General features: G+C 70.5%; 24 protein-coding genes and 1 pseudogene. 12 read left to right on the top strand and 13 right to left on the bottom strand.

Annotation, left to right across the window (positions count from 1 at the left end):
* Positions 1-47: 47 nt before the first annotated feature.
* The 5 genes from GEV28_RS10225 to GEV28_RS10245 are packed head-to-tail and all read left to right on the top strand — an operon-like array spanning position 48 to position 5,695.
* Positions 48-1,091, top strand: coding sequence for an MlaD family protein (locus tag GEV28_RS10225; protein ID WP_291411021.1), 1,044 nt, complete (start codon positions 48-50; stop codon positions 1,089-1,091).
* Positions 1,088-2,110 carry an MCE family protein gene (locus GEV28_RS10230; protein ID WP_291411022.1) on the top strand — a complete coding sequence of 341 codons (1,023 nt, stop codon included), beginning with the start codon at positions 1,088-1,090 and terminating at the stop codon, positions 2,108-2,110. The genes GEV28_RS10225 and GEV28_RS10230 overlap by 4 nt, the downstream gene beginning before the upstream one ends.
* The gene (locus GEV28_RS10235) at positions 2,107-3,303 is read left to right on the top strand and encodes an MCE family protein (RefSeq protein WP_291411023.1); all 1,197 of its coding nucleotides are present in this window, start codon (positions 2,107-2,109) and stop codon (positions 3,301-3,303) included. The genes GEV28_RS10230 and GEV28_RS10235 overlap by 4 nt, the downstream gene beginning before the upstream one ends.
* The gene (locus GEV28_RS10240; RefSeq protein ID WP_291411024.1) at positions 3,300-4,463 is read left to right on the top strand and encodes an MCE family protein; all 1,164 of its coding nucleotides are present in this window, start codon (positions 3,300-3,302) and stop codon (positions 4,461-4,463) included. The genes GEV28_RS10235 and GEV28_RS10240 overlap by 4 nt, the downstream gene beginning before the upstream one ends.
* Entirely contained in the window at positions 4,463-5,695 is a 1,233-nt protein-coding gene (locus tag GEV28_RS10245) for an MlaD family protein (RefSeq protein ID WP_291411025.1), read from the top strand. Before GEV28_RS10240 ends, GEV28_RS10245 begins: the two co-directional genes overlap by 1 nt.
* Positions 5,696-5,947: 252 nt before the next feature.
* On the opposite strand, the gene GEV28_RS10250 is transcribed toward GEV28_RS10245, so the two are convergent.
* Genes GEV28_RS10250 through GEV28_RS10275 form a run of 6 tightly spaced genes read right to left on the bottom strand, consistent with a single transcriptional unit; the run spans position 5,948 to position 12,762 of the window.
* Positions 5,948-7,114: a lipid-transfer protein gene (locus GEV28_RS10250; RefSeq protein WP_291411026.1), complete on the bottom strand. Its 1,167-nt coding sequence runs from the start codon at positions 7,112-7,114 to the stop codon at positions 5,948-5,950.
* Entirely contained in the window at positions 7,111-7,509 is a 399-nt protein-coding gene (locus GEV28_RS10255; RefSeq protein WP_291411061.1) for a MaoC family dehydratase, read from the bottom strand. Before GEV28_RS10255 ends, GEV28_RS10250 begins: the two co-directional genes overlap by 4 nt.
* Positions 7,506-8,414, bottom strand: coding sequence for a bifunctional MaoC family dehydratase N-terminal/OB-fold nucleic acid binding domain-containing protein (locus tag GEV28_RS10260; RefSeq protein ID WP_291411027.1), 909 nt, complete (start codon positions 8,412-8,414; stop codon positions 7,506-7,508). The genes GEV28_RS10255 and GEV28_RS10260 overlap by 4 nt, the downstream gene beginning before the upstream one ends.
* Positions 8,411-9,559 (bottom strand): acyl-CoA dehydrogenase family protein, encoded by a 1,149-nt coding sequence (locus tag GEV28_RS10265; RefSeq protein ID WP_291411028.1) that lies wholly within the window; start codon positions 9,557-9,559, stop codon positions 8,411-8,413. Before GEV28_RS10265 ends, GEV28_RS10260 begins: the two co-directional genes overlap by 4 nt.
* Before the next feature lie 3 nt (positions 9,560-9,562).
* Positions 9,563-10,567 carry an acyl-CoA dehydrogenase family protein gene (locus GEV28_RS10270; RefSeq protein WP_291411029.1) on the bottom strand — a complete coding sequence of 335 codons (1,005 nt, stop codon included), beginning with the start codon at positions 10,565-10,567 and terminating at the stop codon, positions 9,563-9,565.
* On the bottom strand, positions 10,567-12,762 hold the full coding sequence (locus GEV28_RS10275; protein WP_291411031.1) for an acyl-CoA dehydrogenase: 2,196 nt from the start codon (positions 12,760-12,762) through the stop codon (positions 10,567-10,569). The genes GEV28_RS10270 and GEV28_RS10275 overlap by 1 nt, the downstream gene beginning before the upstream one ends.
* Positions 12,763-12,918: 156 nt before the next feature.
* Here GEV28_RS10275 and kstR point away from each other — a divergent pair, with 156 nt between their 5' ends.
* Together kstR and GEV28_RS10285 are read left to right on the top strand one after the other, a co-directional pair.
* Positions 12,919-13,557, top strand: a complete 639-nt coding sequence (kstR, locus tag GEV28_RS10280; RefSeq protein ID WP_291411033.1) for a cholesterol catabolism transcriptional regulator KstR — start codon at positions 12,919-12,921, stop codon at positions 13,555-13,557.
* 196 nt (positions 13,558-13,753) lie between these two features.
* Positions 13,754-14,365: a class I SAM-dependent methyltransferase gene (locus GEV28_RS10285; protein ID WP_291411035.1), complete on the top strand. Its 612-nt coding sequence runs from the start codon at positions 13,754-13,756 to the stop codon at positions 14,363-14,365.
* A 326-nt stretch (positions 14,366-14,691) separates the two neighbouring features.
* Here the strand turns inward: GEV28_RS10285 and shbA are convergent, their stop codons facing one another.
* Positions 14,692-15,300, bottom strand: coding sequence for an RNA polymerase sigma factor ShbA (shbA, locus tag GEV28_RS10290; protein ID WP_367115079.1), 609 nt, complete (start codon positions 15,298-15,300; stop codon positions 14,692-14,694).
* 389 nt (positions 15,301-15,689) lie between these two features.
* Between shbA and GEV28_RS10295 the strand changes: the two genes are divergently transcribed.
* Complete coding sequence (locus GEV28_RS10295; protein WP_291411037.1) at positions 15,690-16,403, top strand: GAF and ANTAR domain-containing protein; 714 nt, start codon at positions 15,690-15,692, stop codon at positions 16,401-16,403.
* A gap of 176 nt (positions 16,404-16,579) precedes the next feature.
* Here GEV28_RS10295 and GEV28_RS10300 read toward each other — a convergent pair whose 3' ends face one another.
* The 4 genes from GEV28_RS10300 to GEV28_RS10315 form a co-directional block, all read right to left on the bottom strand.
* Complete coding sequence (locus GEV28_RS10300) at positions 16,580-17,245, bottom strand: GntR family transcriptional regulator (protein ID WP_291411039.1); 666 nt, start codon at positions 17,243-17,245, stop codon at positions 16,580-16,582.
* Between the two features lie 165 nt (positions 17,246-17,410).
* A complete protein-coding gene (locus tag GEV28_RS10305) occupies positions 17,411-18,133 on the bottom strand; it encodes a maleate cis-trans isomerase (RefSeq protein WP_291411041.1) in 723 nt (240 codons plus the stop codon).
* A gap of 21 nt (positions 18,134-18,154) precedes the next feature.
* The gene (locus tag GEV28_RS10310) at positions 18,155-18,901 is read right to left on the bottom strand and encodes an Asp/Glu racemase (protein ID WP_291411042.1); all 747 of its coding nucleotides are present in this window, start codon (positions 18,899-18,901) and stop codon (positions 18,155-18,157) included.
* Between the two features lie 37 nt (positions 18,902-18,938).
* The gene (locus GEV28_RS10315) at positions 18,939-19,433 is read right to left on the bottom strand and encodes a DUF3830 family protein (RefSeq protein WP_291411044.1); all 495 of its coding nucleotides are present in this window, start codon (positions 19,431-19,433) and stop codon (positions 18,939-18,941) included.
* Between the two features lie 164 nt (positions 19,434-19,597).
* On the opposite strand from GEV28_RS10315, the gene GEV28_RS10320 reads away from it, so the two are divergent.
* The 4 genes and pseudogenes from GEV28_RS10320 (at position 19,598) to GEV28_RS10335 (ending at position 24,616) form a co-directional block, all read left to right on the top strand.
* The gene (locus GEV28_RS10320) at positions 19,598-20,590 is read left to right on the top strand and encodes a D-2-hydroxyacid dehydrogenase (protein ID WP_291411046.1); all 993 of its coding nucleotides are present in this window, start codon (positions 19,598-19,600) and stop codon (positions 20,588-20,590) included.
* Positions 20,587-21,990: an amidase gene (locus tag GEV28_RS10325; protein ID WP_291411048.1), complete on the top strand. Its 1,404-nt coding sequence runs from the start codon at positions 20,587-20,589 to the stop codon at positions 21,988-21,990. Before GEV28_RS10320 ends, GEV28_RS10325 begins: the two co-directional genes overlap by 4 nt.
* Positions 21,991-22,125: 135 nt before the next feature.
* The gene (locus GEV28_RS10330) at positions 22,126-23,412 is read left to right on the top strand and encodes an acyl-CoA dehydrogenase family protein (RefSeq protein ID WP_291411063.1); all 1,287 of its coding nucleotides are present in this window, start codon (positions 22,126-22,128) and stop codon (positions 23,410-23,412) included.
* Positions 23,409-24,616: pseudogene (locus GEV28_RS10335) on the top strand (acyl-CoA dehydrogenase family protein). The gene GEV28_RS10330 and the pseudogene GEV28_RS10335 overlap by 4 nt, the downstream one beginning before the upstream one ends.
* Positions 24,617-24,710: 94 nt before the next feature.
* Here the strand turns inward: GEV28_RS10335 and GEV28_RS10340 are convergent.
* Both GEV28_RS10340 and GEV28_RS10345 read right to left on the bottom strand, forming a co-directional pair.
* Positions 24,711-25,040, bottom strand: coding sequence for a hypothetical protein (locus GEV28_RS10340; protein WP_291411050.1), 330 nt, complete (start codon positions 25,038-25,040; stop codon positions 24,711-24,713).
* Positions 25,041-25,769: 729 nt separating this feature from the next.
* Complete coding sequence (locus GEV28_RS10345; protein WP_291411052.1) at positions 25,770-25,904, bottom strand: hypothetical protein; 135 nt, start codon at positions 25,902-25,904, stop codon at positions 25,770-25,772.
* Positions 25,905-26,069 lie beyond the last annotated feature (165 nt).

A 26,069-nucleotide genomic window follows, 5' to 3' on the forward strand; every position in this document is an offset into this window, starting at 1 on the left:
CCACAGGGCGACCGCGAGCGGCGGCACCGAGCCTGCGAGGGGGCGGCATGAGAAATTTCGTCGCGCCGTTGGCGAAGATGCTGCTGTTCACCGCGGTGACCGTCACGCTCACCGCGCTGCTCGCCCTGACGATCGCCAACACGACGGTCGGACCGACATCCGGGTACGCGGCCCGGTTCACCGACGCCACCGGACTCAACGTCGGCGACGACATCCGGATGTCCGGCGTGCGCATCGGCCAGGTGAGCGCGATCGAGGTGTACGACAACAAGCTCGCCGAGGTCCACTTCGACGTCGAGGCGTCCCGGGAGCTCCCCCGCTCGGTGACCGCGACCATCAAGTACCGCAACCTGATCGGCCAGCGGTACGTCTCGCTCGGCCTCGGTGCCGGCGGCGACCCGAACGCGATCCTGCGCCCGGACGACGTGATCCCACCCGAGCGCACCCGGCCCGCGCTCAACCTGACCGTGCTGTTCAACGGGTTCAAGCCGCTGTTCGAGGCGCTGGACCCCAGTGAGGTCAACAAGCTCGCGGCCGAGCTGATCCAGGTGCTGCAGGGTGAGGGCGGCACGATCGACAGCGTCCTCGCCCACACCGCGTCGCTCACCAGCACGATCGCCGGCAAGGACCAGGTGATCGGCCGGGTGATCGACAACCTGAACACCGTGCTGACCACGGTCAACGACCGCACCACCGAGGTGTCCGGGCTCATCGACCAACTCCAGCTGCTCGCCAGCGGCCTCGCCGAGCAGCGCAAGCCGATCGGCGACGCGATCGGTGCGCTCGGCGAGCTGACCGACACGACCGCGGGCCTGCTCGGCGCGGCCCGGCCGGCGCTCAAGGACGACATCGCGGCGCTCGGCACCCTGTCGGCGACCCTGGCCGACCACGGCGACACGGTCGACAAGTTCCTGGCCGGGCTGCCGCACAAGATCCAGACGATCAACCGGGTGTCCAGCTACGGCGGCTGGTTCAACTACTACCTGTGCAGCGCGTCCGGCCGGATCGGCGTGTCGGACCTCGGGATCACCGTCGACATCCCCGCGCTGCCGGTGCCCGGCACGCCGATGGCCGAGAGGTGCGGACCGTGAAACCACTACGCGAGCGGGACCAGGCGAGCGTCGGCGCGGTGACGCTGGTGCTGATCGTGCTGGCGCTGCTGGTGGCGTTCAACGCCGACGACCTGCCCATCATCGGCGGCGGCACCACCTACACCGCGGAGTTCAGCGAGTCGGCGGGCTTGCGGCCCGGCAACGAGGTGCGGCTCGCCGGGGTGAAGGTCGGCGACGTGCGGAGCGTTGAGCTGGCCCGCAACAAGGTCGTGGTCGACTTCCGGGTGCGGGATGTGAGCCTCGGCGACGAGAGCACCGTGTCCATCGAGATCAAGACACTGCTGGGCGACAAGTACCTCGCGCTGACCTCCGACGGGCGTTCGCCGCAGCATCCGAACGACCCGATCCCGGTGTCCCGCACCCGCACGCCGTTCGACATCGTGCCGGCGGTCGGCAAGCTGTCCGAGACCGTCGAGAAGATCGACACCGACCAGCTAGCGAAGAGCTTCGCGGTCATCTCCGACACGTTCGCCAACAGCCCGCGGCACATGAAGGACGCGCTCACCGGGCTGACCCGGCTGTCCAGCACACTGTCCTCACGCGACGAACAGCTGCGGACGCTGCTGTCGAACACCGCGGACGTCACGAAGACCGTCGCCGACCGGGACGCCCAGCTGCAGAAGCTGTTCGCCGACGCCACGTTGCTGCTCGACGAGCTGAGCGCGCGCCGGGAGGCGGTGTCGACGCTGCTCACCGGCACCACCGCACTGTCGAACGAGCTGTCGGGGCTGGTCGCGGACAACCAGGCGCAGCTCGAGCCGGCACTGGACGAGCTGGACCAGGTGACCACGATCCTGGCGCGAAACCAGGACAACCTGAGCGCGAGTCTGCAGTCGCTCGCGCCGTACGTGCGGATGTTCAACAACGTCATCGGCAACGGCCGCTGGTTCGAGGGCTACATCTGCGGCCTGCTGCCGCCGCCGACCGACGTGGGGATCATCGACATCAACCCGGAGGGCTGCTCGACTCCCCTTGCCTACCAAGGAGGTGGCCGGTGACCATCCGCACCCGGGCGGGCCGCAACGCCGCCACGATCCTCGCCATCGGGTGCGTGCTGGCACTCGCGGTCAGCGGTGCGCTGTGGTGGGCCGGCATGACCAGCTCGGGCACCAAGATCACCGCGTACTTCGCCAAGGCGGTCGGCGTGTACGCCGGCTCCGAGGTGAAGGTGCTCGGCATCGGCGTCGGCCGGATCACCGCCGTCGAGCCGCGGGGCGACCGCGTTCGGGTGGACATGACCGTCGACGACGGCATCGAGATCCCCGCGAACGCGAGCGCGGTGGTGGTGGCGCCGTCGCTGGTGAGCGACCGGTACGTGCAGCTCACCCCGGCCTACGCGGACGGACCGTTGATGCCTACCGGCACGGTGGTCCCGCTGGACCGAACGGATACCCCGGTCGAGCTGGACGACCTGACCGCGAGCGTGAACGAGCTGGCGACGGCCCTGGGCCCGAACGGCGCGAACGCCGACGGCGCGCTGTCGGACGTGCTGGACACCGCGGCGGCGAACCTGTCCGGCAACGGCGAGCTGTTCGGCGAGACGATCCGCTCGCTCTCCGACGCGACCGCGGCGCTGGCCGACTCCCGCGGCGACCTGTTCGCCACGGTGGACAACCTCCAGCGGTTCACCAAGGCGCTGGCCGACAGCGACGCGCAGGTCCGGCAGTTCAACGACCAGCTGGCGGACGTGAGCGGCTACCTGGCAGAGGACCGCGACGAGCTCGGTCTCGCGCTGTCCTCGCTCGGCACCGCGCTCACCGACGTGCACGGGTTCATCGGCCGGAACAAGGACAAGATCAGCTCCAATGTGGACAACCTGACCGGGGTCACCCAGGCGCTGGTCGACCAGCGGGCGTCGGTGGCGGAGATCCTCGACGTGGCGCCGCTCGCGATGTCGAACTTCCTGTCCACCTACGACGCCGCGTCCGCGTCGTTCGCGATTCGCGGCAACCTCAACGAGCTGACCTACCCGCCGGTGCTGATGCTGTGCCGCACGATCGAGGCGGGCACGCCGACGCAGCTGCCGAAGACCTTGTCGGACCTGTGCAAGCAGCTCGCGCCGTACCTCGACGGGACGCTGAAGCTGCCGTCGGTGGCGGAGATCCTGGCCGCGGCGAACCGGGGCGAGCTGCCGCCGTTGCCGCCGCTGCTGATGAACCTCACCGTTCCGGCCACCGGCGGCACGGGATGAGGCGGCTTCTGCTCGTGGTGGTGTTCCTGCTGGTGGCGGGGTGCGGCTCCGGCGGGTTCTCCGGTGTGTACCAGCTGCCGCTGCCCGGTGGCGCGGACCTCGGCGACCATCCGTACCGGGTGGTGGCGCACTTCGGTGACGTGCTCGACCTCGTGCCGCAGGCCGGGGTGAAGGTCAACGACGTCGCGGTGGGTCGGGTCGAGAAGATCGAGCTGGCGAAGGACAACAAGACCGCGGTCGTCACGATGCTGGTGAACGGCAGCGTGCGGCTGCCGGCCGACTCTGGCGCGGAGCTGCGGCAGTCCTCGCTGTTGGGGGAGAAGTTCGTGGAGCTGCATGCCGGCGCGGTGTCGTCCGGGGAGCCGTCGGGCGTGCTGCGCGACGGCGCGGTGATCCCGCTGGACCGGACGGGCCGCAACCCGGAGATCGAGGAGGTGCTCGGTGCGCTGTCGTTGCTGCTCAACGGCGGTGGGGTCGGGCAGCTGCGGAACATCGTGACCGAGGTCAACGCGGCGCTGTCCGGCAACGAGCCGGAGATCCGCGCCGCGCTGTCCAACATCGACACCGTGGTCGGGGTGCTGGACGAGGAGAAGGGCAACATCGTCCGCGCGATCGACGCGTTGGACCGGCTGTCGACGAACCTGGCTCGGCAGACCGACGACATCGCGCTGGCGCTCGAGCAGCTCGGTCCCGGCCTGCGGGTGGTGAACGAGCAGCGCAACTCGCTGGTGACGATGCTCGGCGCGCTGGAGCGACTGTCCACTGTGGCCGTCGACACGCTGAACAGCAGCCGCGACGACCTCGTGGCGGACCTGCGGCTGCTGGAGCCGATCCTGCGCAACCTCGCCGACGCGGGCGCTGACCTGCCGAACTCGTTGCAGTTCCTGGTGACCTACCCGTTCACCGACTACTTCCTCAACGCGGTCAAGGGTGACTACGTCAACGTCGACGTGAAGTTCGACCTGGACCTGAGCGTGCTGCTGGAGAACCTGGGGAACGCGAGCACGCCGATCGTGCCGATCCCGGGTGTCTCCGGCGGATCGGCCCCGCCCGCCGAGGCGCTGCCGCCGTTGCCGGTGCCGGTGCTGCCGACGCCCTCGGCGCCGCCCGCGGGCGGGCTTGCCGGGTTGCTTGGGTCGCTGCTCGGGGGTGGTCGCTGATGTTGTTGCGGGCCACCAAGATCCGGCTGTTCCTGTTCGCGCTGATCGCCGTGGTGGGGATCGGGTACGTCGGCGGGACCTACGCGGGGATGGACCGGCTGTTCGGGGCGCGCGGGTACCGGGTGACCGTGCAGTTCGCCGACTCGGGCGGGATCTTCGCGAACGCCGAGGTGACCTACCGCGGCGTGACCGTGGGCCGGGTGGACGAGCTGCGCCTGTCCGACGACGGCATCGACGTGGTGCTGGACATTGACTCCGACACGCGGATCCCGGCCGACACCTCGGCGGTGGTGGCCAACCGCTCGGCGGTCGGTGAGCAGTACGTCGACCTGGTGCCCTCCGGCGCCGGCGGCCCGTTCCTTGTGGACGGTTCGGTGGTGCCCCGGTCCCGCACCGAGCTGCCGTCGTCCCCGGAGACGTTGCTGTCCAACCTGGACAACCTGGTGACGAGCGTCCCCCAGGACTCGCTGCGCACGACGGTCGACGAGCTGGACAAGGCGTTCCGGGACATGGGCCCCGCGTTGCGGGTGCTGCTGGACAGCGCCGGCGACCTGACGTCGGCCGCGTCCGCCCACCTGCCCCAGACGGCGTCGCTGCTGTCGAACGGGCGGGTGGTCCTGGAGACGCAGGCGCTGCAGTCGTCCCAGATCACGTCGTACGCCGAGAACCTGCGCCTGCTGGCCGGTCAGCTGAAGAAGTCCGACCCGGACATCCGCCGCCTGATCACGGGTGTCCCCGCGGTGGCGGTGCAGGTCAACTCGATCCTGCGCGACTCCGGACAGGACCTGGGGCTGATCGTGGCCAACCTGCTGACGACGACGCAGATCACGAGCATGCGCACCGATGCGTTGGAGCAGCTGCTGGTCGCCTTCCCGATGGTGACCGCGACGGCGCCCGGCGCGAACCCGGACGGCACGGGGCACCTGGGCCTGGTCCTGACCTTCAACGACCCGTTCTCCTGCATCCGCGGCTACGAGGGCACCCACCAACGCCCGGCCAACGACCTCTCGGACGTCCCCCCGAACCAGCAGGCCTACTGCGCGGAGCCCCCAGGCAGCCCCATCGGCGTCCGCGGCTCCCAGAACGCCCCGTTCGGCGGCAAGCCGGTGGAGGTCCCCGCCCCGGCAACCGCCCCGCAGTCCCCGACGGGCCTCCCACCCCTACCCGGCACCCTGACCGCCGCCGGCACCCGCCCCACCACCCTGGCAACCCTCCTAGGCCTCCCCACCTGACCCCGCCCGTGCCGACCTCCCACGTCGCCGTGTCGTCCCCCCACGTCGCCGTGTCGACCTCCCACGTCGCCGTGTCGTCCCCCCACATCGCCGTGTCGACATCCTGCGTCGGCGCGTCGCCCCGTGGCGATGTTCGCGCCGCAGCAGATGATGCGAACAGCGCATCAGGATGCACCCGTCTCTATCGCCACGATGCGTGCTCACCTACGTGAGAGGACGACACGCCTACGTGGAGGGACGACACGGGGTGGGTTAGTGGCTTAGGACCAGGGCGCTGGTTGGGACGCCGGTGCCGGCTGTGACCAGGACGTTCTCCACGGTCGGGAGCTGGTTCGCGGCCGTGCCGCGGATCTGGCGGACTCCTTCGGCTATCCCGTTCATGCCGTGGATGTAGGCCTCGCCCAGCTGGCCGCCGTGCGGGTTCAGGGGCAGCCGGCCGTCCAGCTCCAGGGTGCCGTCCGCGATGAGATGGCGCGCCTCGCCCCGCCCGCAGAAGCCCAGCTCCTCCAGCTGCACCAGGACGAACGGGGTGAAGTGGTCGTACAGCACCGCCACCGACACATCGGATGGGCCGATGCCCGCCTGCGTCCAGAGCTGCCGCGCCACCAGACCCATCTCGGGAAGACCCGTCAGGTCGGGGCGGTAGTAGCTGTTCATCGAGAACTGGTCCGGCCCGCTCCCCTGCGCCGCCGCCGTGATCACCGCCGGTGGGTGCCCAAGGTCCCGCGCGCGGTCCACAGTGGTCACCACCACGGCCACACCGCCGTCGCTTTCCTGGCAGCAGTCCAGCAGGCGCAACGGTTCCACGATCCACCGCGACGCCTGGTGGTCGGCCAGCGTGATGGGCCGGCCGTGGAACCACGCGCGCGGGTTCGTCGCCGCGGCCCGGCGGTCGGCCACCGCCACCCGACCGAAGTCCTCCGAAGTCGCGCCGTACTCGTGCATGTAACGGCGGGCGAACATCGCCACCGTCGCCGCCGGCGTGCCCAGGCCCATCGGGTAGTGCCAGCTGTTGTCGATGCCCGCCGACGTCGGCTGCCCGGCCGCGGCCGCCTGGACCCGGCCGAAGCGGCTGCCGGACCGCTCGTTGAACGCCCGGTAGCACAGCACCACCGACGCCACCCCGGTCGCGACCGCCATCGCCGCCTGCTGCACGATCGCGCACGCCGCCCCACCACCGTGCGGGACCCGGCTGAAGAACGACAGCGACGGGACGCCCAGCTCGCGCGCCACCGCGATCTCCGCGTTGGCGTCCATGGAGAACGTCACCATCCCGTCCACATCGGACGGTGCAAGACCTGCGTCGGTCAAGGCGTCGCGCGACGCCTCGGCGGCCAGTTGGAGCTCGCTGCGGCCCGAGTCCTTCGAGAACTCCGTCGCCCCTATGCCGGCGATCGCCGCCGCGCCCGACAGCGTCATGACGCCATCGCCAGGCGGACGGTCCCGGTGAGATGGTCGCCCAGGCTGTTGCGACCGACCACCTCGACCACCCACCGCGTCTCTCCGGACTCGACCACCCGGTCCGCGACACGGCCGGTGAACGTCAGCGTCTCGTACGCGTAGCACGGCACACCGAGCCGGACCGAGATCTGCCGCACGAGCGCCGACGGCCCGGCCCAGTCGGTGACGAACCGCTGCACCAGACCCGTATCGGTGAGGATGTTGACGAAGATGTCCTTCGACCCGCGCGCCTGCGCCAGGTCCCGGTCGTGGTGCACGTCCTGGAAGTCACGGGTGGCGAGCGCCGTCGACACCACGAACGTCGGCGTCACGTCGATCACCAGCGCCGGCAAGGCGTCACCGACGGCGATCATCGCGCCCGCCACACGGGCATCGTCAGCTTGTCGTCCACCGGCACGAACCCCGCGGTCACCGGCAGCCCGACCCGCACCGACTCCGGCGGCACGTCCACCAGCTCCGCGAGCATCCGCACCCCTTCCGCCAGCTCCACCAACGCGACCACGAACGGCAGCGAGCGCCCCGGCACCGGCGGATGGTGGTGCACCACGTAGCTGTACACCTCGCCCCGCCCGGACGCGACCACGAACTCCGGCTTCGTCTCCCCGCAGGACGGGCACATCGGCCCCGGCGGATGCCGCAACGAACCACAGCCACCACAATGCTGGATCCGCAGCTCGCCCCGGGCGGTGCCGTCCCAGAAGAACCGCGTGTCCCGGTTGATCGTCGGCCGGATCAGGGCCGGCGGAGGCGCCGAGGAAGTTCCAACGGGGCGGAACTTCAGGATCCGGAACAACATCTCCACCACGGGCTCGTCGCCGACGTACCAGACACTCCTGGTCGTGACGAACCAGCCCGCACCCAGCGCGGTCCTCTTCGGACCGACCACGCTCTCCAGCCTGGAGGTCACCTCGACCGTCTCATCCGGACGGAGGTAGCGATGGTAGGTCTGGTCGCAGTTGGTCGCGACCACCGACGTGTACCCGGCCTCGTCCAGCACGGACACCATCGCCCACAGCGGATCGTCGGCCGACCGTGCGCCGTGCAGACCGTACATCGTCCACACCTGCGCCATCGCTGGCGGCGCGACCAGTCCATTGTGGATGGACGGGAAGGACGGGTCGGTGTAGACGGGGTTGGTGTCACCGATCGCCTCGACCCAGTTGCGGATCATCGGCAGGTTCACCGGGTCCCGCCCGGCCCGCCGGGGGGACTCCCCGCGCGCGGCCACCTCGCGAGCGGCGTCGTCGACGGAGGTCATCGCGGCACCCTCGGCAGGTCCAGGCCGGCCACGGCGATCAGCTCGCGCTGGATCTCGTTGACCCCGCCGCCGAACGTCAGCACCAGGTTGCGTTTCGCCTGCACGTCCAGCCAGCGCAGCAAGGCCGCGGTGTCCGGGTCGGCCGGGTCACCGTGCGCCCCGACCGCCGACTCGAGCTCACGGCCGATCCACTGCAGACGGTCCGATGAGAACACCTTGGTCGACGACGCGTCCGCGATCGACACCTCCGACCCGGCCGCCGCGACCTGCCAGTTCAGCAGCTCGTTGACCCGCAGGGACGCGAAGCACCGGGCCAGCGCGCGCCGCACGGCCGGCTCGCCGAGCAGCCCGTGGGCAGACACCCACGAGAAGACCCGCTCGTACAGCGCGGCCACCCGGCCGGCCGGGCCGAGCATCACGCGCTCGTGGTTGAGCTGCGTGGTGATCAGCCGCCAGCCCGCGTTCTCCTTGCCCACCAGCATGTCCAGCGGCACCCGGACGTCCGTGTAGTACGTCGCGTTGACGTGGTGCGCGCCGTCGCAGGTGATGATCGGCGTCCAGGAGAACCCGGGGTCGCGGGTGTCCACGATGAGGATCGAGATCCCCTTGTGCCGTGGCGCGTCCGGATCGGTCCGGCAGGCGAGCCACACGTAGTCGGCGTCGTGCGCGCCGGTCGTGAAGATCTTCTGCCCGTTGACCACGTAGCCCTCGTCGGTGCGGACCGCGCTCGTGCGCAGCGACGCCAGGTCGGTGCCGGCCTCCGGCTCGGTGTAGCCGATCGCGAAGTGGATCTCGCCGGCCAGGATCTTGGGCAGGAAGAACGACTTCTGCGCGTCGGTGCCGAACTCCTGCAGCGTGGGCCCGACGGTCTGCAGCGTCACGTACGGCAGCGGCACGTCGGCCCGCGCCGCCTCGTTGACGAAGATCTGCTGCTCCACCGGACCGAACCCGTGCCCGCCGTACTCGGTCGGCCACCCGACGCCGAGCCGGCGGTCCCGGCCCATCCGCGCCACCACGTCGCGGTACACCTCGCCGTGCCGCTCGGTGAGCATCGCCTCGCGTTCCGATGTGGACAGCAGACCGTCGAAGTAGGACCGCAGCTCGTCGCGCAGCGCAAGCTGGTCGTCGGTGAGCTCGATGTCCATGCGCTACCCCGCTATCCGCGCGCCGAGCCGGCCGAGCCGGTGCTCGACGCCGCCGAGGAGCCGGACCAGGTCCTTGACGGCCGAGTAGTACCGGTGCAGGGCGTAGCTGGCGTCGACGCCGAGCCCGCCGTGCAGGTGGTGGCAGGTGTGCAGGGCCGGCAGCGACTCCTCGGCGAGCCAGTACGCGGCGACGTCGAGATCGGCGTCCGCGTCGAGCCCCGCGCCGAGCCGCCAGCACGCCGACGACGCGGCGAGATGCAGGGTGCGTGCGCGGATGTAGACGTCGGCGATCTGCTGGGCCACCGCTTGGAACGTCGCAAGCGGCTTGCCGAACTGCTCGCGGGTCCGCACGTGCGCGGCGGTCAGGTCGAGCGCGCCGGCCACGAGCCCGTCGCCGTACGCGCACGCGCCGGCCACCGCGAGCCGGTGCAGCTCGACCGCGGCACCGGCGCCACCCAGTGCCTCGGCCGCGACCCCGTCCAGGACGACGGTGAACTCCGGCGCACCGCCGGAGGTCCCGGTTCGGGTCAGCGAGACGCCGTCGGACGCCGGGTCCACAAGGAACACCCGATCCCCGGCCGGCACGAGGATCCGGTACGCCTGCGCCGCATACCCGACCCCGACCACCTTTCCTGACAGACCATCCCCCGAGGACACGGAGGACACCGAGCCGCGCAGCGCGGCGGTGAGCAGCCGGTCCCCGGTCGCGACCCCGACCAGCAGCTCGTCCTGCTGCGCGGCCGTGCCGCAACGGACCACCGGCAGCACGCCGAGCGCGAGCGTGCTCAACGCCGGCAACGCGGCGGCGGCCCGGCCGACCTCGGCGAGCAGCACGGCGACCTCGGACACTCCGAGCCCGTCGCCGTCGAGCCGCTCCGGGATCGCCAGCGACAGCAGACCTGCCTGACCGAGCGCCTTCCATGCGGCGTCCACATCGGACTCTCGGACGAGTGCGTCCCTGGCCAGCCTGCCGATCGCCCGCTGGGTCTCGTCGAGCGCGAAGTCCATCACTTCTCCCTTGGCAGGCCGAGGATCCGCTCACCGACCAGGTTCAGCAACACCTGGGTCGTGCCGCCGGCGATGCTCAGACATCTGGTCAGCAGGAACTCGTGCAGCACCGGCCCGGAGGTCGCGTCCACCGCGGCGCCGGCCGGGCCGAGCAGGTCGACGGCGGCCTCGGCGACATCCTGCCGCTGGCGCACGCCGACGAGCTTGCACACGCTCGAGCCGGGGCCCGGATCACGCCCACCGAGCCGCCGCAACGTCTCCCGATGGTCCACAAGGGACACCGAGAGCCCCTGCGCCACCAGGGCGCCCAGCCGCTCACGGATGCCGTCGTCCTCGACGAGCCCGCGATCCGTGGCCAGCGCGAGCAGCCGCTCGACGCCCTCGCCGAGCGACGAACCCGCGCCGATCGCGACCCGCTCGTTGGCGAGCGTGGTGCGGGCGAGCCGCCAGCCGCCGTCGACCTCGCCGACCACGCAGTCGTCCGGCACGAACACGCCGTCCAGGAACACCTCGTTGAACCGCGCCTCGCCGGTGATCTCCCGCAGCGGCCGCAGGGTGATGCCGTCGGTGCGCATGTCGACCAGGAAGTAGGTGATGCCGGCGTGCTTCGGGGCGTCGGGGTCGGTGCGGGCGAGGCAGATGGCCCAGTCCGCGCCGACCGCATCGGACGTCCACACTTTCTGCCCGTCGAGCCGCCAGCCGCCATCGACCCGGACGGCCTTGGTGCGCAACGCCGCGAGGTCCGAGCCGGCACCGGGCTCGGAGAACAGCTGGCACCACCGGAGCGCACCGCGCAGGGTCGGCGGCACGAAGCGCTCCTGCTGGTCAGGCGTGCCGTGCTCGAGGATCGTCGGCACCGCCCAGCCGCCGATCACCAGGTCCGGCCTGCCGATCCCGGCCCGGTCCAGCTCCTCGTCGATCACCACCTGCTCCCGCGGCGACGCCGCCAGCCCGTACGGCCGCGGCCAGTGCGGCATCAGGTAGCCCGACTCGGCGAGCCGCACCCGGCGTTCCTCGGCCGGTGCGGAGGCCAGCGCCATGGCGAACGCGCGCGCGTCCCCGCGGGTCGCCTCGTCGTCCGTGTCGACGGTCAGCGCGCGGCGGACACCGGCCAGCGCGAGGTCGGCGACTTGCCGCCGCCACCGCGCGCCACCCCCGGCGAGCTGCCGGGAGGCGACCGCCCGGCGCAGGTAGAGGTGCGCGTCGTGCTCCCAGGTGAAGCCGATCCCGCCGAGCACCTGGATGCAGTCCTTGGCGTTGGCGACCGCCGCGTCCAGGGCGATCGCCGCGGCCGCCGGCGCGGACAGCGAGCGCGGGTCCCGCGCGGCGTCCCAGGCGAGCGCGCCGGCCTGCTCGGCACGGCACAGCATCTCCGCGCACAGGTGCTTGACAGCCTGGAACGAGCCGATCGGCCGGTCGAACTGCTCGCGGACCTTGGCGTGGTCGACGGCCGTGCGCAGGCACCAGCGCGCGACCCCGGCGGCCTCGGCCGCGAACAGGGTCGCGGCCAGCGTGGTGACCGTGTTCGAGGGCGCGGCGGCGCCCAGCTCGGTGAGCACCCGGTCGGCCGGCACCGGTGCCCGGTCCAGCGTGATCCGGCCCAGCGGCCGGGAGAAGTCCAGCGGGTCGACGGTGGACACCGTGGCCCCGGAGGCCGACGGCTCGAGCACGAACCACACCGTGCGGCCACCGTCGGCCCGCGCGGGCAGCAGCAGGTACGCGCCGGCGTGCCCGCCCAGTACCACGTCGGTCGTGCCGGACACGACGATCCCGCCACCGCCGTCGTACCCGCCGTCACCGCCCGGTTCGGTGGTCAGCGTGCCCGGGGTGAGCGCGACGCCCGCGGTTGCCTCGCCCTCGGCGAGGAGACGGGCCAGGGGCTCGGCCGGCGAGCCGACCACGAGCAGCGCCGCGAGCACGGTCGGCAGGACCGGGCCGGGCACGAGGTCCTCGGCGGCCTGCTCGACCGCGGCGGCCTGGTCGACCAGGGTGCCGCCGACCCCGCCGAGCCGTTCCGGCAGCGCGATTGCGAACAGGCCGAGCGTGGCGAGGTCCGGCCAGTGCGTCCGCCAGCCGGCCGGCTCGGCCGCTCCTGGCTCCGACGCGCGGACCGTGGCCAGCACACCCGCGCGCTTCGACACGTCTCGAACCGAGTCCTGGATGGCGAGCTGCACCTCGGTGATCGCGATGGACACGACGGTCAGTATAGAACGTGTTCCAGTTTTCGTGACGACGGCGATGTGATCCAGAACCAACACGGTATTGACGTGTCCAGGGCATATTCGGGTGAACCGTTAGGTAAGCTAGCGATCGGCAGGCTGGAACACGTTTCGACTAGGGGAACCGCACAGATGGCAAGACCGCGCACTTCGGGGGCGAACGCGCTGAACGTCCTGACCGACGACGAGCTGGGCTCGGCGGCGCAACGCGACCGGCGCAAGCGAATCCTGGACGCCACGATCGCGCTGGCGTCCAAGGGTGGGTTCGAGGCCGTGCAGATGCGTGCCGTCGCCGAGAAGGCCGACGTCGCGCTCGGCACGCTGTACCGGTACTTCCCGTCCAAGATCCACCTGCTGGTTTCCGGGCTCGCCCGCGAGCTCGAGCGCGGCCAGGAGCGCACCGAACGCGCGACGATCCCCGGCGACACCGCCTACGACCGGCTGCTGTTCGTGCTGGGCCGGATCACCCGCGCCATGCAGCGCGACCCCAACCTCACCGAGGCCATGACCCGCGCGTTCATGTTCGCCGACGCGTCCGCGTCGTCCGAGGTGGACACCGTCGGCAAGCTGATCGACCGGATGTTCACCCGCGCGCTGCACGAGGGCGAGGCCACCGACGAGGACCGAGCGATCGCCCGGGTGATCGGCGACGTGTGGCTGTCCAACCTGGTCGCCTGGGTCACCCGGCGCGCGTCCGCGAGCGACGTGGCGGAGCGGCTCGAGCTGACCGTGCGCCTGCTCCTGCAGCAACGCGGGGCGACGGGACGCTAGTGCCCGTGGATCATCGGGTACGGGTTGACGTGGCTTGGCCCAAAGCCCCGCACCGACCAACGCAACCTCAGGGGACCGTGACGCCACCCAACCACCAACCACCAGAGATCCGCACCATCCCCCGGAACGCAACCAACACTTTTAATCCCGGGGAGGCGGACTAGCCGATCATCTCGTCGCACGGCATGCTGGGCTGGTGGGTAGCGAACGGATTGCGGCTTTCGACCAGATAGGCAGGCTGTACGACGAGTCCTTCGTCGAGCGCGACGCGCAGCTCGCGGAGGGCGCATGGCTCGTCGACCAGCTCGAACGGCCGGCCAGGGTGCTCGATCTCGGCTGCGGCAGCGGGCTGCCGACCGCCAAGCAGCTGCTCGACACCGGCATCGAGGTCGTCGGCACCGACGAGTCCGCGGTGATGCTCGAGCTCGCCGAGCAGCAGGCACCCGGCGGCAGCTACCTGCACCGCGACCTGCGTGACCTCACCGGGCTCGGCGAGTTCGATGCCGCCGTGGCGTTCTTCTCGCTGATCATGCTGTCCAAGGCGGACATCCCGCCGCTGCTGCGCGGGCTGCACGCCGCGCTGCGCGGGCCGAAGCTGCTGCAGGTCGCCATGGTGCTTGGCGACTTCGACCAGTTCCAGATCAGCTTTCTCGGCGTGCCGGCGCAGGTGTGCGCCTACCCGCCGGACGACCTGCGCCAGGTGGTCACCGACGCCGGCTTCGAGGTCATCGAGCTGCGCGAGGTCGCCGCGGAGGCCGAGCCGAACCGGCTCGAGGTGCAGATCTACCTACGGGCTCGGGCGGTCTAGGTCGTGTCTCGTGGGTCTTGGTCGATGGGATTCGTGATCCAGCTGTCTCCTGGCTAGGCGGAGGGAGGTCGCGCATACCGGGTTGTATTCGGGCCTTCCGACAACGCGGCCAGGGGGCATCTGGGCGCGAATACCACGATCCAAGATCCGCGAGACATGGCCTAGGTCGTGTCTCGTGGATCTTGGTCGATGGGATTCGTGATCCAGCTGGCTCCTGGCAAGGCGGCGGAAGGTCGCGCATACCGGGTTGTATTCGGGCCTTCCGACAACGCGGCCAGGGGGCATCTGGGCGCGAATACCACGATCCAAGATCCGCGAGACATGGCCTAGACCCATTCGGCGCGGGACAGGGCGGCACGCAGCTTCGCGAGCGCGCGGTGCTGGGTGACCCGGACCGCGGTCGGGGTCAGGCCGACGGCGGTCGCGGTCTCCTGGGCGGAGAGGCCGACGATCAGCCGCAGGCGCAGGATCTCGCGCTGCCGCGGGGGCAGCGTGTCGAGCAGGCCGGAGAGGCGATCGCGCAGGTCGGCGGCCATGACCTGCTGCTCGGGGCTGGCGCTCACGTCGATGCCGTCCGGCACGTCGGCCGACGGGTCGGACCGGTCACGGCCCGCGCGCCGGTAGTGGTCGGCCACCTTGTGCGCGGCGATGCCGTACACGAACGGAAGGAACGACTCGGGCTCGTCGTTGTAACGGGTCAGCGCGCCGAGCACCGCCACACAGATCTCCTGGGCGACGTCGTCCGCCGAGGAGTACGCCGAGCCACTGCGACCGATCCGTGACCGACAGTAACGAACAATCGCCGGGCGAATCCACGTGAAGAGGGTCGCGATCGCGTCCCGCTCGCCAGCCATGGACGAGATGACGAGCTGATGGAACGCGGCGCTCTTCAGTCTCGCGAAGATTTCCGTGGCATCAGACGAGATGACCTGCATGTGAGTGATACTCGTGAATTCGCCCGGACCGGCAACAGAGTCCAAAGGCCCTAGGAAGATAGTGCGGTTGCACCCGCAAACACCTCCCCGTCGCGACAACTCCGCGAGTATCCGAAATTCAGCGCCGTGCCAACCTGCCGGGCCGCCCGCGCGACGGGTCAGTCGGCAGGTCGCGGGCGGGGCGAATCAGACTGTTCGGTCTTGTTCGGGCGTCTGTTGGTGATCTCCGCCGGTCCACCCGCCGCACCGGCCGCGGTCGTAAGCGCAGGCCGCGCCATATTTGCAAATTGCGGGCGAAGCTGTCACGCGACGGTCGCATTTCTCGGCGGATAGTTGCAAACACACCATTCGCCACCCATAACTGATAGTGCCGGCCGTACGCTTATCCCGTGACCAGCACGCCAGTGGAAGAGCTGGCCGAGACCTTCGTCGAACTCGCCGACACCATGGTCGACGGGTGCGATCAGGGTGCCTTCCTCAACCTGCTGGCGGATCGGTGCGCACGGCTGCTCGACCTGCCGGCGGCGGCGTTGTTGCTGGTGGAGCACGGTGGCCAGGCGCGCATGGAGGGTGCGTCGGACGACCCGACGAGGGTGCTGGCGCGACTCGACGAGGGGCCGGGCCCGGACTGCGCTCGCAGTGGGGAGCCGGTGATCGCGCCGGATCTGACCAGGACATCCCTGCGCTGGCCCGAGTTCACCGCGCTGGCTCTGTCGACCGGTTTCACCAGCGCGCACGCGCTGCCGATGCGCAGGCGGTCGTCCGTGATCGGTTCGCTGACCCTCTTCAGCGAGGACATCGGCGAGCTGGACAAGGCGACCGGCCGGGTCGGCCAAGCCGCGGCGGACCTCGCGACGATCGGCTTGTTGCAGATCAGAGCACTGCGCCGGCAGGAGGAAATAGCGGGCCAGCTGCAGCACGCGCTGACCAGCCGGGTGGTGATCGAGCAGGCGAAGGGCGTCACCGGTGAGCGGATGGGGCTGGGCATGGACGCGGCGTTCAACGCGCTGCGGCGGTACGCGCGGAGCAACAATGTGCGGATAGCGGAGCTGGCCGCCTCGGTGGTCGACGGCTCGTTCGACACGGGCTTACTGGAACCCTGAGCCGGACATTCCGGTGCCCGATTCGCGAACCGTGTATATAACGAATCGAGCAGCGCGCCTCAATCGGGCTAACCCGCACGGGGGATCCGCCTGGATTTCGCGGCGACCAAGATCAAAATTGGCAGGGCGGAGCCAAATGCCCACCGGCCGACCGGGTGGCAATCGATCCAGAAGCACTACTCCGCGGCCGGCTTCAGGCGGTCGATGGACTCACGCATGTGGGACTCGATCAGCCGGAGCAGCAGCTCCTCGTCCCCGTCGGAGATGGCGTCCACCAGCACGCGGTGCTCCAGCACCAGGTCGTGCGGCTCCGGGTAGTGCTCCTGCAGCGCGGCCAGGCACATCCGCGTCTCCACGAGCAGGGTCTGCGCCATCCGCTCCAACCGCGAGTTGCCCGAGCAGCTCACCAGCGCGAGGTGGAAGGCCTGGTCGGCGTCGCTCATCGCGTTGCGGTCTGCGGACTCCGCGGCGGTCACCAGGTTGTCCAGCGACTCGGCCAGGCGCACCACCGCCTCGCCGCGGTTGCCCTTCATGATCAGCTCGCAGGCCGTCCGCTCGATCGCCAGCCGCGCCAGGTAGATGTCGCGCACGTCCTCGGCGTCCAGGTCGATGACGAACAGCCCCCGGTGCCGCTCCCCGCGCAGCAGCCCCTCCTGCACCAGCCGCTGCATCGCCTCCCGCAGCGGGCCGCGGCTCACCTCGAACCGGGCCGCGAGCTCCGCCTCGCCGAGCTGGGTGCCGGGCGCGAAGACCCCGTACATGATCGCCGAGCGCAGTTGGTCCGCGATGAGCTCCGCGGTCGACTGCCTCGCGACCGGTTCCAACTCGCCCAGCTCACTCACGACTCCCCCTCGCAGGCTCGGTCGCGCCGCTCGCGGACACCCTGTATCAATGACTCGCTCGCAAGCTCGCTCATGACTCCCCCTCACAGGCTCGGTGCCGCCGCTCGCGGACACCCTGTAACACTGACTCGCTCGCAAGCTCGCTCATGTCCCCAATCCTCCAAGTCAAGCGAACAAGGCGCCCAGCCCCGGCCGCGGCGCGGTGTCGCCGACCAACCGCAGCCCCTCCCAGACGCTCACCTGGTTCGCGGTCAGCACCGGCTTGCCCAGCCGCTGCTCGAGATCCTCCAGCCACGCCACCGTGTGCAGCGCGGTGTCGGGCACCAGCACGGCCTCGGCGCCGGGGTGGTCGTTGGCGGCGACGAACTCCAGCACGTCGTCCCGACCGAGGGTGCCGACCTCCGCCGCCGTGATGATTCCCTTGCAGGACAACGACACGACCTCGATGGAGGCCGCGCTCAGGAAGCCGACGAACCGCTCAGCCACGTCCCGCGGGTACGTCGCGGCCACCGCGACCCGGGACACGCCGAGGTGCCGAACCGCGTTGACGAAGGCGAAAGAGGTGCTCGACGCCGGTACGTCGGCCGCCGCCCGCACACCGTCCACTTGGGCCGTCGCACCGTCCCAACCGAACACGAAGCTGCCGCTGGTACACGCCCACACCGCGGCGTCGACCCCGAGCGAGCGCAACGAGCGGGCGCCTTCGCCGAGCACGTCGTCGCCACCGATGTCCAGCAGCGCGTCGACCCGGTGGGCGTCCTCGCGCATCAGCGTGTGCACCACGGGCAGGCGCACCGGCCGGCCAGCAGCGGCCAGCAGCCGCTCCATGGTCGGGTAGTCGTCCTCCGCGCTGTAGCCGGGGTACAGGAAACCGACGGTGTGGCTCATGATTGTTGACAATCCTAGCGCTCAGGCGGCATGCGTTTCGGAGATCTCCGCCAACCATTGCCCGGCCGCCATCATCGGCGAGCCGAGCTGTCGCAGCGCCGACCACATGGTGACCTGGTTGGCGGTCAGCACCGGCTTGCCGAGCCAACGCTCGAGCGGGCCGATGATGTCGTAGGTCGGCACGTTGGTGCAGCTGATGAACAGCCCGTCGGCCTCCGCCACGTCGACGGCGGTGACCGCCTGGACGATCTCCGCGTAACCGACCTTCCAGATGTGGTCGAGCAACCCGAGACCGACGCTCGAGACGACCTCCACCCGGTGCTCGTCGAGGAAAGTGAGCAACCGCTCGGTGACGCTGTCGATGTAGGGGGTGACCACGGCTATCCGTCTCAGCCGCAATACGTTCAACGCGGAGACCAGCCCGCCCGACGTGGTGGTTGCGGCCGGCGCGCCTGCGGACAGCATGCTGGCGGTCAGCGCCTGCTCACCCGCCATGCCGCCCACGAAGCTGCCCGACGCGCAGGCGTAGGTGACCACCAGCGGCTCCGGCGCGAGCACGTCGGCGGTGGCCCGGCGGACCCGTTCCGGATCGCTCAGCTCCGTGGCCATCTCCACGGTGACCGGCACCGGCACGAACGGCAGCCTCGTCAGGTAGAGCGAGATGTCATCGGGCGCCCACCGCCACAGCTCGCGGTCGAGCGCGAAGTCGAACGGCGCGACGACCCCGACGCCGCGCTGGGTGACGAGCTCCGGGCCGATGATCTCCACGGCCCTGTCTCTCGGATAGAACACTGCCGCCTGCCAGTCAGTCGTCGAGTCGTTGGTACACCAGCCGTTCACCGACGCTGCCGGATCGCCACACGTCGTTGCACGCCTCCGCCATGGCCGGCAGGCCTTCGACGATGGTGGCGTAGACGTTGCCGGGCACCCATCCGACATCGCCGTTGAGCAGAATGTTGTTGCGGCCGTAGAAGATGGCCAGGTCGATCACGCCGGGAAGGGACTCGAGCCCCTTCTCCTCCTTGAAGTCGCGGTCCAGCATGCCGCCGTGGAAGTCGAAGAACACCACGTCACCGGGGATCGGTGTGACCGTCGGGTTCTCGAGCCCGAGCGGCTGGTCCACGAACCGCTCGACCATCGTGTACACCTCGTTGCGGGCGTACTTCGCGTGGTGGGCGGGGCCCGCGTGCGGCAGCGACTGCCACACGGCCGCACAGGTCCGTGGCGCGTCCTTGTCCAGCAGCTGGGCGACGCAGGAGACGCCTCGGCGCTCCAGGGAGATCGTCATGAACCTCGACATCAGCAATCCCAACGGTCAAGATGCAGCACCTGTAGTTCTTGGTCTGGCTCTCCCGCGGGCTGCAGCGACCGCGCCGATTGTTGACAATCATACGAGCGGCTTTTAGCGTGTCAATCCCTCGTCGCTCCCCGCGCACGGACCACTCGTTGAGGGGAGCATGACTCATGACCTCGCCACGCTCCGCGGCAGTTGTCGTTCTGCACTCGCATTCGGGTGATACCGGCAAACCCCCGGGCACGGAGGCGTTGGACGACCTCGCGGAGGTCCGGTACGTCACCGAGAAAGACCTGGCCAGCGCCTTGCCGGGGGCTGACGTGCTGTTCGTCTGGGACTTCCGCTCGCCCGGGCTCGCGACGGCCTGGTCGGCCGCCGAGTCGTTGCGCTGGGTACACACCGGCAGCGCCGGGGTGAACCACGTGCTGTCGCCGGAGATGGTCGAGAGCGAGGTGGTCGTGACCAACTCCCGAGGGGTCTTCGACGAGCCGATGGCCGAGTACGTGCTCGCCCTCGCGCTAGCGCTCGCCAAGGACCTGCCGACGACGCTGCGCCTGCAGCACGAGCGCCGCTGGCGGCACCGGGAGAGCGAGCGGCTCGGCGGCAAGCACGCGCTGGTCGCCGGCACCGGGCCGATCGGCCGGGCGATCGGCCGCAAGCTCACCGCGGCGGGCGTGACCGTCACCGGCGTGGGCCGCCGGGCCCGCGGGTCCGACCCCGACCTCGGCTCGGTGCTGACGATGGACCGGCTCGCCGAGGGCCTCGACGGCGCCGACTACGTGGTGCTCGCCGCGCCGCTCACCGACGTGACCCGCGGCATGATCGACAAGGCCGGGCTGGCCGCGATGAAGCCGACGGCCCGGCTGATCAACGTGGGCCGCGGCCCGCTCGTGGTGGAGGACGACCTGGTCGAGGCGCTGGCCGCGGGCCGGATCGCGGGTGCGGCGCTGGACGTGTTCGCCGACGAGCCGCTGCCCGAGACCTCTCCGCTGTGGGCGATGCCGAACGTGATCGTCTCGCCGCACATGTCCGGGGACGTGGTTGGGTGGCGGGCGGAACTGGTAGCACTGTTCCACGACAACCTGACCAGGTACCTGGACGGCCGGCCGCTGCGCAACGTCGTGGACAAGCGGCGCGGGTACGTCCGGGAAGGAGCATCGTGACGACTGGCCCAGCCGTATTGTCCGCGACGGAACTGCTCGCCGCTTACAAGGCGGGCAGCCTGTCCCCCGTCGAGGTCACCCGGGACGCGCTGGACCGCATCGCCGCGGTCAACGACGCGGTGAACGCCTACTGCCTCGTGGACCCGGACCGGACGCTGGCCGACGCGGCCGCGTCCGAGGAGCGCTGGCGGCGCGGCGAGCCGCACGGCCTGCTCGACGGCGTACCGGTGTCCATCAAGGACATCCTGCTCAGCCGGGGCTGGCCGACGCTGCGTGGTTCGCTGTCCGTCGACCGCGACCAGGCATGGGACGTCGACGCGCCGGCGGTGGCCCGGCTGCGCGAGCACAACGCGGTGCTGGTCGGCAAGACCACCACGCCCGAGCTCGGCTGGAAGGGCGTGACCGACAGCCCGCTCACCGGCGTCACCCGAAACCCTTGGGACGTCACGAAGACCGCGGGCGGATCGAGCGGCGGCGCGGCCGCGGCGGTGGCCACCGGCACGAGCCCGATCTCCATCGGCACCGACGGCGGCGGCTCGGTCCGCATCCCGGCGGCGTTCAGCGGGGTGTTCGGCATCAAGCCGACCTACGGCGTCGTGCCGCTGTTCCCGGCGAGCCCGTACGGCACGCTCGCGCACGTCGGCCCGCTGTCCTGGACGGTCGCCGACAGCGCGCTCGCGCTCGACGTGCTGTCCGGCCCGGACAGTCGCGATTGGACGGCCGGGCCGCCGCGGGAGCGGTCGCTGTCGGCCACGCTCGAGGCCGGAGTGGCCGGGATGCGCATCGCGTTCAGCCCCACGCTCGGCTTCGCGCGGGTGGATCGGGAGGTGGCGGCGCTCGTCGCCGCGGCGGCCCGCACGTTCACCGAGCTCGGCGCGCGGGTGGAGGTGGTCGACCCGGCGATCGTCGACCCGGTCGAGGCGTTCCACGTGCTGTGGTTCGCCGGCGCGGCGGCCTCCGTCGTGACGCTGTCCCCCGAGCAGCGCGCGCGGCTCGACCCGGGGCTGCTGGAGATCTGCGAGGAGGGCGCCACCCGGTCGGCGCTGGACTACCTGGCCGCCACCGGCGTCCGCGCGGAGCTCGGCCGGATCATGGGTGAGTTCCACGAGCACTTCGACCTGCTGCTCACCCCGACCATGCCGATCGCCGCGTTCGACGCCGGGATCGAGGTGCCGGCCGGGTCGCAGGCGGCGCGCTGGACCGGCTGGACGCCGTTCACCTACCCGTTCAACATGACCCAGCAGCCCGCGGCGAGCCTGCCGTGCGGGTTCACCTCGACCGGGCTGCCGGTGGGCCTGCAGGTGGTCGGGCCCAAGCACGCCGACGCACGCGTGCTGACCGCGTGCCGGGCGTTCGAGGAAGCCCGCCCGTGGCAAGGAAAGCGGCCCATTCTCGGGTGATCGCGCCCACACCGATCGGCACCCTGAGTTACCCTACTCTACAGTAGGTACCGTTACTTTACACGCGAGTAGGTAGGAGTGGTCGGGGTGTCGACCAGCGAAGGTCTGGGCGCCAAGCCGCACAAGCGCACGGCGATCGGGGCGGCGATGTCGGTGCTGAACCGGCTCGCCGGTGCCCGGGTGGTGGAGCGGCTGGGCATCAAGGCACCCGTGGACCGGGTGGTCTACCAGGCGACGAAGGCCGGCTTCACCGTGGCGAACCGCTCGTTCAGCGCCGCCCGCAAGCTGGCCAAGCCGCGGCGGCTGCCGGCGGCGAGCGACCGCGGCGTGTTCGACCTGACTCCCACCGAGGAGCAGCAGATGATCGCGGACACGGTCCGCGAGTTCGCCGCCGAAGGGCTGCGACCGGCTGCCGCGGTGGCCGACGACAAGTGCGAGGCGCCGCCGGAGCTGCTCGGCACGGCCGCCTCCCTCGGCGTCACGCTGGTCGGCGTCCCGGAGGAGCTCGGCGGCGTGGCGACCGAGCGCTCGACGGTGACGAACGTGCTGGTCGCCGAGGCCCTCGCGCACGGCGACCTGGGGCTGGCGCTGGCGTGCCTCGCGCCGGGGGCGGTGTCGAACGCGTTGGTGCTGTGGGGCGACGAGACGCAGCAGGCGGCATATCTGCCGGCGTTCGTCGGCGACGACGCGCCGGCGGCGGCGCTCGCGGTCCAGGAGCCGCGGCCGCTCTTCGACCCGTTCTCCTTGCGTACCAAGGCTTACCGGACGTCCGGCGGGTTCGTGCTGGAGGGCGTGAAGTCGCTCGTGCCCCGCGCGGCCTCGGCCGAGCTGTTCGTGGTGGCCGCGGACCTGGACGGGCGCGGGCCGGCGCTGTTCATCGTGGAGTCCTCGTCCGCGGGCCTGTCCGTCGAGCCGGAGCCGGCGATGGGCCTGCGGGCCGCGGCGACGGGGCGGCTGGTGTTGTCGCAGGTGGCGGTGCCCGCGTCGGCGTTGCTCGGCGATGCGGACGCGGCGGTGTACGCGGACTGCGTGCGGCTAGCCCGGCTGGGCTGGTGCGCGTTGGCGGTCGGCACCGGGGCGGCGGTGCTGGAGTACGTGACGGGGTATGTGAACGACCGGGTGGCGTTCGGCGAGCCGGTGTCGCACCGGCAGGGGGTGGCTTTCAAGGTGGCCGACATCGGCACGGAGCTGGACGGGATGCGGTTGGTGACCTACCGCGCGGCGGCGCGCGCGGAGCAGGGCAAGCCGTTCGCGCGTGAGGTGGCGCTGGCGCGGAAGCTGTGCGCGGACAAGGGAATGGCGATCGGCAGCGACGGCGTGCAGCTGCTCGGCGGGCACGGGTTCGTGAAGGAGCATCCGGTGGAACGGTGGTACCGGGACCTGCGGGCGGTCGGGCTGATGGAAGGCGCGGTGCTGGTGTGATCAACCTCGAGGTTCCTCGCAAGTTCACGACGCTCGTCGACCAGGCCCGGCAGGCGGCGGTCGCGTTCCTGCGGCCGAACTCGCGCAAGTACGACCAGGCCGAGCACACGTACCCGAAGGAGCTGGACACGCTCGCGGCGCTGCTGGACGGGCTTTCGGCCTCCGGCGGCGGGGCCGGGACCGGTGGTGTGCGCCGGTCCCCGTCGTCGCGGCCTCGGGGTGAGGTCGTGAACGGCGGCAACATGTCCCTCGCGCTCGGCACGATGAGATGTGCTGGGGCGACGCCGGCCTGCTGCTTTCCATGCCGCGCCAGGGCCTCGGGAACGCGGCGATCGCTTCGGTGGCGGACGAGTCGCAGCTGGCTCGATACAAGGGAAAGTGGGCCGCGATGGCCATCACCGAGCCGGACACCGGCTCGGACTCGGGCGCGATCCGCACGACCGCCGTCCGCGACGGTGACCATTACGTGCTGAACGGCGAGAAGATCTTCGTGACCTCCGGCGAGCGGGCCGACTGCGTCGTCGTCTGGGCAACACTTGACCGCAGCAAGGGAAAGGCCGCGATCAAGTCCTTTGTGGTCGATCGGGACACGCCGGGCTTCGAGCTGGTGCGCCTGGAGCACAAGCTGGGCATCCGCGCGTCCGACACGGCCCACTTCCGCCTGGACAACTGCCGGGTCCCGGCGTCGAATCTCCTGGGCGACCCGGAGATCAAGCCGGACAAGGGCTTCGCGGGCGTGATGCAGACGTTCGACAACACCCGCCCCCTCGTGGCCGCGATGGCGGTGGGCATCGCGCGAGCGGCCCTGGAGGAGACCCGCCGCCTGCTCACGGAGGCCGGCATCGAGATCGACTACGACCGCCCGGCCCTCTCCCAGCCGGCAGCGGCGGCGGCCTTCCTGGAGATGGAGTCCGACTACGAGGCGATGTACCTGCTGACCCTGCAAGCGGCCTGGATGGCCGACAACGGCAAGCCGAACTCCCTGCAAGCCTCCTACGCGAAGGCGAAAGCCGGCCGCGGCGCCACGGCGATCACCCTCCGGTGCGTGGAGCTGTGCGGCAGCATCGGCTACACGGAACACGAGCTCCTGGAGAAGTGGTCGAGGGACGCGAAGATCATGGACATCTTCGAAGGCACCCAGCAGATCCAACAGCTGATCATCGCCCGCCGACTGCTTGGCAAGACGAGCGCAGAGCTTAAGTGACCTGCGGAAACGGACCCGCCGTCCTGATCCACATCGGACTGGATGGCAGGGCCCGCCGCTGTCCTGACGATCTTCGCAGCCCTGATTTCCATGATCAGGCCGCCTCCAGGCCGTCTGTCTCATCAGGCCGCCCGAACACCCCGTCGACCGCCATCCGCGCCCGCTCGTGACTCGACGGGAGGAGGTGCGTGTAGGTGCGGAGGGTGAACCCGGGATCGGAGTGGCCGAGGTACTCCGCCAACTCCTTGATCGACACGCGCTTCTGCCCCGGCACGAGCCGCATCCGCACCTCGTCCCACGACGCACCCGACCGCACCCCGAGCACGCGCGGCACCTGGTCCACCCGCTGCCTGGGCTGCCTCCTGACCTTGTTGCGTCCCAGCGGGTTCGCGGCGAGCACGATCGGCCGGTCCGCGTCCTGCACCGTGAGCCCGCAAGCCCGCAGCCACTTGGGCAGCCGCCGGGCATACAGTGCCCAGCGCAGCCACCACGACCGCAGTCGCCGACCGACCCACGGCTCGAACGAGGAGCGGTGCCACCAGCGTCACACCAGCAGGCCGGCCGCGACGACGGCAACCGTCACGACAACCGGCAGCCAGCCCCACCACAACATCCACGCAGTGGCCACGGTCAGGCAGAGCGTGCTGCGCCACCGCGGCCGTGACCACCGTGTAGCTGGTCTTGACGACGAGCCATAGCGTGAGCAGCACCATAGCGACCGTCGCCAACGCCTCCAGCGCCGCCGCGAGCGCCTTGCCGATCTTGTTCAGTACCCACACCACGACGGCGATCGCGCCGCCGGCCACGAGCAACTGCGTGACTGTCTGCGCGTTCATCGGTGATCACCCGGCCGGGGAACGAACTCCAGGGCCAGGAACCCGTTGCAGTGGACGCAAAGGGACTCTCCTGGCCACAGGCGCGCGAACCGCTTGCATTGCGTACAACGTTTGACGAACTTGTTTGCTGGTCCCGACTGGCGGGGCAGCATCGGAACGGTCTAGCCTGTTCACTGTCTACCTCCGGGTGGACAGCGCAGGAGCGGAAAGGTTGGGAAGCCCGGGAATCCGCTTCTGCGCCTACGAGATCGGCGCGGCGAAAGAAGACGTGCGCCATCGCCACACGACCCCGCGTGTGTTTTGTCTACTTCGGACCTCTACGTGGTCGCGCTTACCTCATCGGAGATCAGGAGCGCGTACGGGATACCGTCGCCGTAGTGGGCGGTGACCTTGCAGATGACCCGGATCCGGCCCTCACGCATCGGGTCGATGCCGTTCACGGCGTTGCGCACCGTCCCGATCGAGAAGGTGTCGTCACTGAGCCTGGATCCACCGCACGAATTTGAGTGATCATTTCTAGCGGTGTAGTTGATCTTCAATCGGATGTGCTCGGTCGTGGGCGCGTGGTATCTGCTGGCCTCGCGTCCAGCTTGTTCACTTGGCGTCTCCGGTCGGGC

Source organism: Actinophytocola sp. (genome assembly GCF_009379765.1).
In the GTDB taxonomy this organism is placed as follows: domain Bacteria; phylum Actinomycetota; class Actinomycetes; order Mycobacteriales; family Pseudonocardiaceae; genus Actinophytocola.